This is a genomic window from Paenarthrobacter aromaticivorans (assembly GCF_019038615.1).
Lineage (GTDB): Bacteria > Actinomycetota > Actinomycetes > Actinomycetales > Micrococcaceae > Arthrobacter > Arthrobacter aromaticivorans.
Genome location: NZ_JAHOPC010000018.1, coordinates 61,851 through 71,586 on the forward strand (window position 1 = coordinate 61,851; position 9,736 = coordinate 71,586).

General features: G+C 64.1%; 6 protein-coding genes. 1 reads left to right on the forward strand and 5 read right to left on the reverse strand.

Annotation, left to right across the window (positions count from 1 at the left end):
* Positions 1-86 precede the first annotated feature (86 nt).
* Genes KSW38_RS21160 through KSW38_RS21170 form a run of 3 tightly spaced genes read right to left on the reverse strand, consistent with a single transcriptional unit; the run spans position 87 to position 5,302 of the window.
* A complete protein-coding gene (locus KSW38_RS21160; RefSeq protein WP_216926925.1) occupies positions 87-1,649 on the reverse strand; it encodes an FAD-dependent oxidoreductase in 1,563 nt (520 codons plus the stop codon).
* The gene (locus tag KSW38_RS21165) at positions 1,646-3,889 is read right to left on the reverse strand and encodes a molybdopterin oxidoreductase family protein (protein ID WP_216926926.1); all 2,244 of its coding nucleotides are present in this window, start codon (positions 3,887-3,889) and stop codon (positions 1,646-1,648) included. The genes KSW38_RS21160 and KSW38_RS21165 overlap by 4 nt, the downstream gene beginning before the upstream one ends.
* Positions 3,890-5,302: an MFS transporter gene (locus KSW38_RS21170; RefSeq protein ID WP_216926927.1), complete on the reverse strand. Its 1,413-nt coding sequence runs from the start codon at positions 5,300-5,302 to the stop codon at positions 3,890-3,892. It abuts the gene before it with no gap.
* Positions 5,303-5,597: 295 nt separating this feature from the next.
* Between KSW38_RS21170 and KSW38_RS21175 the strand changes: the two genes are divergently transcribed.
* Positions 5,598-7,007, forward strand: a complete 1,410-nt coding sequence (locus KSW38_RS21175) for an MFS transporter (protein WP_216926928.1) — start codon at positions 5,598-5,600, stop codon at positions 7,005-7,007.
* Between the two features lie 64 nt (positions 7,008-7,071).
* Here KSW38_RS21175 and KSW38_RS21180 read toward each other — a convergent pair whose 3' ends face one another.
* Positions 7,072-8,943, reverse strand: a complete 1,872-nt coding sequence (locus tag KSW38_RS21180; RefSeq protein ID WP_223948448.1) for an acetyl/propionyl/methylcrotonyl-CoA carboxylase subunit alpha — start codon at positions 8,941-8,943, stop codon at positions 7,072-7,074.
* Positions 8,944-9,003: 60 nt separating this feature from the next.
* On the reverse strand, positions 9,004-9,666 hold the full coding sequence (locus KSW38_RS21185) for a Maf family protein (RefSeq protein WP_216926930.1): 663 nt from the start codon (positions 9,664-9,666) through the stop codon (positions 9,004-9,006).
* Positions 9,667-9,736: the final 70 nt, after the last annotated feature.

Consider the following 9,736-nt stretch of genomic DNA (forward strand, 5'->3'; position numbering starts at 1 on the left):
CCAGCAACGAATTCGCGGGAAGCCTGCGAGCACGCAGGGAAACTTCCCACGATCCCGCAGCTTTCCCGCGAACTGAGCGAGCTACCCTAGGCAGCAGTCGCCTGGAAGTGCTTTTCGATGAGCCCCTTGATGTCCTCGTGGCATCCGCCGCAGCCCGTGCCAGCGCGGGTGGCCTTGGAGACCTCGCCAACAGTGCTGCAACCTTCCAGCACGGAATCCTCGATGCTGGCGGCGCTGACGCCGGCACACCGGCACACTGTGCGCTGGGGATCGTTGCTGGTGGCACCGGAATCCAACTGGTCCGGGCCGTCCAGGCGAAGCAGCAGGGAACGGTCCGCGGGCAGTTCTGAGGAACGTTCGAAAAGGACCACCAGTTCAGCGGCAGTCCGGGGCATGCCCACGGCCACCAAACCCTCCAGCACCCCGCCGCGGGTGGTCATCTTGACGTAGCGGCCGTGCTCGGGATCGGCCCACTGGGAGATCTGGCGGCGTGCCCGGCCAGAAGCGGCCCCGGCTTCCAGAAGCTCTTCGTCCCACGGATCGGCCTGGTTATCGCCTGCAAGGGCCAGGTTGATGCCCCGTGCTTTCAGAACCACGACGCCGGGCTTTTCCGTGGGCAGGGCTTCCAACGCATCCGCGGCTTCCTGGCCGTCTTGTGCCAGGACCACCAAATACTCAGCCAGCCACTCGGCCTGACGCCAGCCCGGGCCTACCAAGCCGGAGGGGCCGGTGGCCGTCCGGCAATCAAGGCAGGAAGCGTCAGGGCAGCGGACCTCGGCACAATCGCCAATCGCGAACATGTGCGGCTCGTGGTAAGTCCTGAGGTGGTGGTCCACCAGGATCCCCGCGCCAACCGGGAGCCCACAGCCCTCGGCCAACTCGATACGGGGCCGGACTCCACAGGAGAGGACCAGCAGATCGCCGTCGATCGCTGAGCCGTCCTCCAGGAGCAGAGCGGAGAAACTTCCGCCGGGGCCAGCGGTTTCCACGCCAGTAGACCTCGCGTTGCCGGCCATCCGGACGCCGCCAGCACGGAGGCTGCTCGTCAGGACGGATCCGCTGCCGCGGTCAATGCTGCGCCCCAAAGGGAACGGGCCGTTGTGGACCACCGTTGCCTGGGCACCTTCCTCCGCGGCGGCGAGGGCGGTTTCGAGGCCAAGCACGCCACCACCCAGGACCACCACGCGCTTACCGCCGGCGACAGCTTCACGGAGTACCGCGGCATCCCGGAGATCACGCAGGGCAGTGACACCGGCTGGAAGAACGGGGCTCGCCGGATCAGGGTTCAAACCGGTGAGGTTGGGAATGACGGGCCGGGAACCGGTGGCAAACACCAAGCGGTCGTAGTGTTCGTTGGTGCCGTCGGAGAGGACCACGTGCTGGCGAGCGCGGTCAATCCTCTTGACCTTGACACCCAACCGCACGTCAACGCCGTCGGCCTCCAGTTCAGCAGCATCAGCCATGGCCAAAGCTTCAGGGGTTGTCCGTCCGACGCCAAGTTCTGCAACCATGACGCGGTTGTATGCGGCTTCAGCTTCCTGTCCAACCACCAGCAGTTGCACGAGTCCTGTGCGGACCGCGGGAAGCAGTTCGTCCACAAGCCGCGCAGCAACCGGGCCGAATCCAACAACAACAATGCGCTCGCTCATGATGCCTCCTTGGCGTGCAGGGGCAGCCCGGATCCGGCAGGCACGGCGACTGGAGCCGCTGACACTGTGGTGGACGCTGCCCGCCGGACCCATACCCGGCTGGTCTTGAACTCCGGCATGCCGGAGATGGGATCGGTGACCGCCTCAGTGAGGCGGTTGGCGTTTTCCTGGCCCGGGAAGTGGAACGGGAGGAACACAGTGTCCGGGCGGACCGAGTTGCTAAGTTCCGCCCGGCAGAGAACCTCACCGCGCTGGTTGGTCACTGTTGCGTAGTCGCCGTCGGCAATGCCACGGGCTGCAGCCGTTCCAGGGTGGATCAGAAGCTTCGCCTGCGGCTGGGACCCCAACAGTTCGCTCACGCGGCGCGTCTGGGCACCGGACTGGTAGTGCTCCAGCAGGCGCCCAGTGGCCAGTGCCAGTGAGTCGTCCGCAAACGAACGCACCGCCCGCTTGGAAGGGGTGACCGGGACCATTAGGGCCCGGCCATCAGCATGGGCGAATCCGTCGGCGAAGAGGCGCGGTGTTCCCTGGCTGCCCACGGGGTATGGCCAGTAGGCAGCTTCGCCACGATCCAGCATCGCGTAATCGATGCCGGAGTAGTCAGCCAGCCCACCGGCGGAGGCAAGCCTGAGTTCTTCAAACACTGTCTCGGGATCATCACTGAACATGGAGGGCGCCTCGAGCATTTCGGCAAGCCGAGCCATCAGCCACAGTTCGGTGCGGACACCCGGGGGAGGGGTAAGTGCCTTGCGGCGTCGGATGACGCGTCCTTCAAGGTTGGTCAGCGTCCCTTCTTCCTCGGCCCACTGCGTCACGGGCAGTACGAGGTCGGCCTCGACCGCGGTCTCGGACATGAAGAAGTCGCAGACCACCAGGAAGTCCAGGCTGCGGAGTCCCTGGGTCACCGCGTTGGTGTCCGGCGCCGAAACCACCACATTGGCGCCGTGGACGAAGAGGCAACGGACGCCGTCGGGCTTTCCAAGCGACTTGAGGAGTTCGACGGCGGGAAGGCCGGCTCCCGGGATCAGCGACTCGTCCACACCCCAGACCTTGGCGATGTGGGCGCGCGCGGCGGGGTCGGTGATTTTGCGGTAGCCGGGAAGCTGATCGGCCTTCTGGCCGTGCTCGCGGCCGCCCTGGCCGTTGCCCTGGCCGGTCAGCGTGCCGTAGCCGCTGCGGGCCGAGCCCGGCAGGCCAAGTAGCAGGCTGAGGTTGATGGCCGCGGTTGCGGTGTCAGTACCATCTACGTGCTGTTCCACTCCACGGCCGCTGAGGATGTAGCTGCCGCCACTGCGGGCGCCCTGGGCCAAGCGTCGGGCCGTCTCACGGATGAGGGTGGCCGGGACGCCGGTGATGGACTGGACGCGCTCGGGCCAGAAGGCGTTGAGGCTGCGAACCACGGCGGCATAGCCCTTGGTGTTTGCCTCGATATAGCTTGTATCGGCCAGGCCTTCGTGGACCACAACGTGGCTGATGCCCAAAAGGAGGGCCAAATCCGTACCGGGCGTTGGCTGCAAATGGATGCCGCCGCCGTCGCCCGTGAACGCTGCCGTCGCCGAACGGCGGGGGTCCACGACGATCAGCCCACCGGCGTCGCGGGCGCCCTGAAGGTGCTGTACGAACGGCGGCATGGTCTCGGCCACGTTGGAACCGAGCATGAGGATTACGGACGCGGAGTCCAGGTCCGTGACGGGGAAGGGGAGGCCACGGTCCACGCCGAAGGCGCGATTGCCTGCCGCTGCCGCCGAAGACATGCAGAAGCGGCCGTTGTAATCGATGCGTGAGGTGCGTAGGGCCAGTCGGGCGAACTTGCCCAGCGTGTACGCCTTCTCGTTGGTGAGGCCGCCGCCACCGAAAACTCCGACGGCGTCGTTTCCGAACTGCTTCTGGGTGTCCTTCACAGCCGCGGTGACCAGCATGAGCGCCTGGTCCCAGGAGATCGGCTGATGGACGCCATCGGATCCTTTGAGCATCGGTTCGGTGACGCGGCCGTTGTGACGCAACAACGACGCCGATGTCCAGCCTTTGCGGCACAGTCCGCCCCGGTTGGTGGGGAAGTCGCGCCCTGAAACTTCCAGGGGCACGGCACCTTCACCGGGCAATGCGGGTGTGGCAGGGCTTGCCGGTGCTGCGTCGGACGAGGTCGCGGGCGCTGCCCCGGCGGCCGAAGCAGCCGGGGTCAGCGTCATGGCGCACTGGAGCGCGCAGTAGGGGCAGTGGGTATCGGCGCCGTTGGGCATCTAGATGTGTCCGATCGTGTTGCGCTTCTGGGCGGGGCGGATGTAGCAGAGCCAGCAGACGGCGAGCATCAGGACGTAGGCTCCAACGAATCCGTAGAACGCCGGGGTGTAGGAGCCGCTTGCTGTATTCGATGCGTTGAGCACCTGGGGGATCACGAATCCGCCGTAGGCACCGATCGCGGAGATCAGGCCCAATGACGAGGCTGCCAGCCGAGCGGTGGCCGCACTGCTGGCACCCGAGCGGGCTGCGCGGCTGGACGTCGCGAAGATCACCGGGATCATCCGGTAGGTAGCACCGTTACCGAATCCACTGGCCACGAAGAGCAACAGGAACAGGCTCAGGAAGAGCCAGAAGTTCTTCAGCGGGAGTGTCCAAATCATGATCAACGTGATGACGGCCATCGAGGCGAAGGACGTAATGGTCATGCGGGCGCCGCCCATGCGGTCTGCCATGCGGCCACCGTAGGGACGTGCAAGAGAACCGACCAGCGGGCCGAGGAAGGCCAGGGACAAGGCCACTGCGCCCAGGTGAATGGAGGAGAAGTCCGGGAAGTAGTCCTTGATCAGCTTCGGGAACACACCGGCGAAGCCGATGAAGGAGCCGAACGTTCCGATGTAAAGGAATGCCATGACCCACAGGTGCGGTTCTTTGAGTGCGGCCACGGATCCAGCTACGTCACCCTTGGCGCTGGTGAGGTTGTTCATGTACTTCCACGCACCGAAAGCGGCGATCAGGATCAGCGGGATCCAGATGATGCCAGCCATGGGCAGGTTCACGGTTCCAGCTGCGAGCAGGGTGATGGCAATGGGGACAATCAACTGCGCGACGGCGGCACCAAGGTTTCCGCCCGCGGCGTTCAGACCCAGTGCCCAGCCCTTTTCGCGGGCAGGGTAGAAGAAGGTGATGTTGGCCATCGAGCTGGCGAAGTTACCTCCGCCGAAGCCAGCGAGGGCTGCAACCAGGAGCATGACGCCGAACGGCGTTTCCGGATTGGAAACACAGATCGCCAGGCCGCTGGCGGGAATCAGGAGGAGGAGTGCCGAAACGATCGTCCAGTTGCGGCCACCGAACTTCGGCACCATGAAGGTGTAGGGGATTCGCAGCGTGGCGCCTACGAGGCTGGGGATGGAGATGAGCCAGAAGATCTGGTTGGTGTCGAACTTGAAACCTGCTGCGGGGAGCTGGACGACGACGATCGACCAGAGCTGCCATACGACAAAGCCGAGGAATTCGGCGAAGATCGACCAGTACAGATTGCGCTTGGCGATGGACCGGCCTTCGGCTTCCCACTGGCCCTTGTCCTCGGCATCCCAGTTGGCGATCCAGCGGCCGGGGCGGTGTTCAAGGGTGGGAACGGCGGTGGCAGTGGACTGGGTGGGGACCAGTTCTTCTGCAGTGCGGTCAACAGTCACGGAGTGCCTCCTTGGTGGGGGACGTTGTTCTTCCAAGGTAGGTTTCACGCGTTTCGCGGACCGTCGCCCTTTGTAAACGTGCTGTGACATTTCCCTATCGGCGGGGTCACCAGTGCGTGAGGCAATGGTGAGGTAATGTGGCCCGGACCACAGAGTGAGACTTTTCGACTGGTCCGCATTGTGGACTTAGTTGTCCAGTCAATGGACTGCGGGAACTATTATTGAACTCTCGAATAATCCTTCGCCGGGCAGGCTCCGAGGGGCATCGGCCGGTGTGAACGAAAGCTGCTACTACATGTCTTCGACTGCCACGTCCAAGGAAGGCGAGTCCACCAAGCCAGTGAACTCGCGGGGCAAAGTGATCTTCGCCAGCCTGATCGGCACGACGATCGAGTTCTACGACTTCTACGCCTATGCCACTGCGTCAGTGCTCGTCTTCCCCAAACTCTTCTTCCCCGATGCCACAGACATCAATGCGCTGCTCAGTGCGTTCGCCATCTTCGGTGTTGCCTTCTTCGCGCGTCCCATCGGCGCCGTCGTCTTCGGCCACTTTGGTGACAAGATCGGCCGCAAGGGCACCCTAGTTGCCTCGCTGTTGACCATGGGTATTGCAACGTTCCTGATCGGACTCCTGCCTACGGCCTCCATGCAGGGATGGGCGATCCTGGCCCCCATCATGTTGGTTATCCTGCGCTTCTTCCAGGGCCTGGCCCTGGGTGGTGAATGGTCCGGCGCAGCCTTGCTGGCCACCGAGAACGCACCGGAGGGTAAGCGCGCCATCTACGGGACGTTCCCGCAATTGGGTGCGCCTATTGGCTTCATCATCGCCAACGTGATCTTCATCTGGATGAACGTGGCACTGAGCGCCGAAGAGTTCCTTGCCTGGGGTTGGCGCGTTCCGTTCATCCTGAGTGCGGTCCTGGTCATTGTGGGTCTTTACGTTCGCCTGAAGCTGGTGGAGAGCATCTCCTTCACCAAGGTGATCGAACAGGAGAAGGTCCAGAAGCTGCCCCTCGCTGCCACCCTCAAGAGCCACTGGCGCCCCGTGGTGGCCGGTACGTTCATCATGTTCGCCACGTACGTGCTCTTCTACATCATGACCACGTTCACCTTGTCCTACGGCACCAAGCCCACCTTGGCCGGCGCCCAGGCAGCCGCTGAAAAGGCAGGCAAACCGATGACGGCAGACCAAGTTGCGGCGTTTGTTCCCGGCTTGGGCATCACCCGGTCCGACTTCCTGTGGATGCTAATCGTTGGCGTCGTCTTCTTCGGTATCTTCACCGTGGTTTCCGGACCTTTGGCCGAGAAGTGGGGCCGCCGCAAGTTCCTGCTGGGCGTCACCGCCGGCATCTTCGTCTTCGGTGCGCTGTGGTTCACCATGTTTGGACCGGGCCAGGCGGCTGCGATGGTCGGCCTGATTGTGGGCTTTACCCTCATGGGCCTGACCTTTGGTCCCATGGCCGCCATCCTGCCGGAGCTCTTCCCGGCGAACGTCCGCTACACTGGCTCGGCTGTGGCCTACAACCTGTCTTCCATGATCGGAGCGGCCCCGGCATCGTTCGTGGCTATCGCCCTGTGGTCGGCAGCGAACGGAAGCACCTGGCTGGTGGGCGTTTATATGGCCGTCGCTGCTGTGGTCACGTTCATCGCTCTCTGGCTGACGCGCGAGACCAAGGACACGGACTACGAGAACAACGTAGCCTAAGCAGCCCTTAACGACGTCGGCTCCGCACCAGAAGGTGCGGAGCCGACGTCGTTAAGTTTGGTTCTTAGTCCTCGATCGTGGCGATGACAGCGCCGGCAGCCACCGTCTCACCGGCCGTGGCTGCCAAGCCGCGAACCGTGCCGGACTTGTGTGCGGTCAATGGCTGCTCCATCTTCATGGCTTCCAGGACCACGATCAGATCGCCCTCGGCCACGATATCGCCATCGGCAGCTGCCACCTTGACGATGGTGCCCTGCATCGGCGAGGTCAGTGCATCTCCACCGGCGGCAGCGGCTGCGGCCCCTGCCGAACGGGAACGCTTCTTGGACTTGCCGGACTTGGTGCCCGAGCCGCTGGAAACAGCGGCGACGCTTGCGCCCAAACCGGACGGCAGAACGACCTCAAGCCGCTTGCCTCCAACCTCGACGACGACGCGCTGGCGCTCACCGGCGTCGGGAGTTTCCGTACCCGCGCCGCTGGCCGTCCAAGCGGGGATGTTATTGACGAACTCGGTTTCGATCCAGCGGGTGTGGACGCTGAACGGTCCCTCCACCGGGGCGAAGGCGGGGTCCGTGACAACGGCGAGGTCGAAGGGGATGACGGTGGGGATGCCTTCCACCACCATCTCCTCAAGCGCACGGCGCGAGCGCTGGAGGGCTTGCTCGCGGGTGGCGCCGGTGACGACCAGCTTGGACAGCATGGAGTCGAAGTTTCCGCTGATGACGTCGCCCTGCTCAATGCCGGAGTCCACGCGGATGCCCGGGCCCGTGGGGTTCTTCAACGTGCTGACCGTGCCGGGTGCCGGCATGAAATTGCGGCCCGGGTCTTCTCCGGTGATGCGGAACTCGAACGAGTGGCCGCGGACCTCGGGGTCCTCGTAGCCAAGAGCTTCGCCGCGCGCAATACGGAACTGTTCGCGGACGAGGTCGATGCCCGTGACTTCCTCGGAAACGCAGTGCTCCACCTGGAGACGGGTGTTGACCTCGAGGAAGGAGATGGTGCCGTCCTGGCCCACCAGGAACTCGCAAGTACCGGCGCCGAGGTAGTTGGCTTCCTTCAGGATTGCCTTGGAAGACTCGTAGAGCCGCTTGTTCTGCTCCTCGCTCAGGTAGGGAGCCGGGGCTTCCTCGACGAGTTTCTGGTTGCGGCGTTGCAGTGAGCAGTCGCGGGTGGAGACAACCACAACGTTGCCGTAAGCATCCGCCAGGCACTGAGTCTCGACGTGGCGCGGGGCGTCCAGGAAGCGCTCGATGAAGCACTCGCCGCGGCCAAACGATGCGGTGGCTTCACGGACCGCCGATTCGAAGAGCTCAGGGATCTCTTCCATGGTGCGGGCAACCTTGATGCCGCGTCCGCCACCGCCGAAAGCAGCCTTAATGGCGATGGGCAGGCCGAATTCCTCGGCGAACTTCAGGATCTCGTCCGCGTCCTTGACGGGGTCGGCGGTGCCGGGAACCAACGGGGCGCCCACCTTTTCGGCGATGTGGCGCGCCTGGACTTTGTCGCCCAAGGCAGAGATCGCCTCGGGGGAGGGGCCGATCCAGGTGATGCCGGCGTCGATCACTTTGGCAGCGAACTCTGCGTTTTCGGCGAGGAAACCGTAGCCGGGGTGGATCCCATCAGCGCCGGCCTGCTTGGCGACGTCGATGATCTTGTCCATGACGAGGTATGACTCGGCTGCGGTGTTGCCGCCAAGGGCATACGCTTCGTCGGCGAGGCGGACGTGCAGGGCGTCACGGTCCGGGTCTGCGTAGACGGCTACGGAGGCGATGCCTTCGTCCCGGGCGGCTCGGATGATGCGGACCGCGATTTCGCCGCGGTTGGCAATCAAGACCTTGGTGAGAGGGCTGGAAATGGGCTGCGCCGGGTTAGCTGACAAGTTGTTGACTCCTTCTGTCCTTGAGGAGCCTAGCGTGATTGTGAGGGTTCCGCCCATATTGATGGGGGATTCCGTGTGTGAGGAGATGTTCCTTTGTAGGGTTGCTACAAATCCCTTCTACTGGTGCGCGTCCCACAGCTCGGTGATGCCAACGTTCGCGTGGACCAGCAGTTCGCGCAGGGTAGAGATGGAAAGACCGACGACGGCGTGCGGGTCACCGTCCACCTTGCGGATAAACGCGCCGCCCAAGCCATCGATGGTGAACGAGCCCGCGCAGTGCAGAGGTTCTCCGGTGGCAATGTAGGCGTCGATGTCGTTTGTGGTCATCTCGACGAAGTGAACCTCGGCACTGGACACGGAGCCCACTGTCGCTCCCGTTCCATCTGCGGGCGCATCCTCGTCCTCGTCCACGTCGGCGGCGGTGTCCCGGCAATCCACCAGCCAGTGACCCGTATGGAGCACTCCCTTGGATCCGCTCATGCGCAGCATCCGCTCGCGGGCGACCTCCGCCGTGTAGGGCTTGCCGTGGGATTCGCCGTCGAACTCGAAGACCGAATCGCAGCCGATCACCAGGGCACCCTCGGCTTCGGGGAGTGCGGCGACGGCTTCAGCCTTTGCCCGGGCCAGGAGCAGCGCCGTGTCATGTGCGTCCGTCACGCCGTAGTGCGCCTGCACCGCGTCCTCGTCCACGTCCGAGACCAGGACATCGTGCTGGATTCCCGCTTCCTTCAGCAACTTGGTGCGGGCAGGGGATTGCGAGGCAAGGATCAATCGGGTCACCGTCCCAGCCTAGTACGTCGTTCTCTCACATCCTGCCGGTTTGGCGCGGTTCCTCTATCAGTTCCTGCCG

Coding starts and splice junctions, on each gene's coding strand:
- KSW38_RS21160 (WP_216926925.1), bottom strand. CDS start 1,649: ATGAGCGAGCGCATTGTTGTTGTTGGATTCGGCCCGGTTGCTGCGCGG.
- KSW38_RS21180 (WP_223948448.1), bottom strand. CDS start 8,943: ATGGGCGGAACCCTCACAATCACGCTAGGCTCCTCAAGGACAGAAGGA.
- KSW38_RS21175 (WP_216926928.1), top strand. CDS start 5,598: ATGTCTTCGACTGCCACGTCCAAGGAAGGCGAGTCCACCAAGCCAGTG.
- KSW38_RS21165 (WP_216926926.1), bottom strand. CDS start 3,889: ATGCCCAACGGCGCCGATACCCACTGCCCCTACTGCGCGCTCCAGTGC.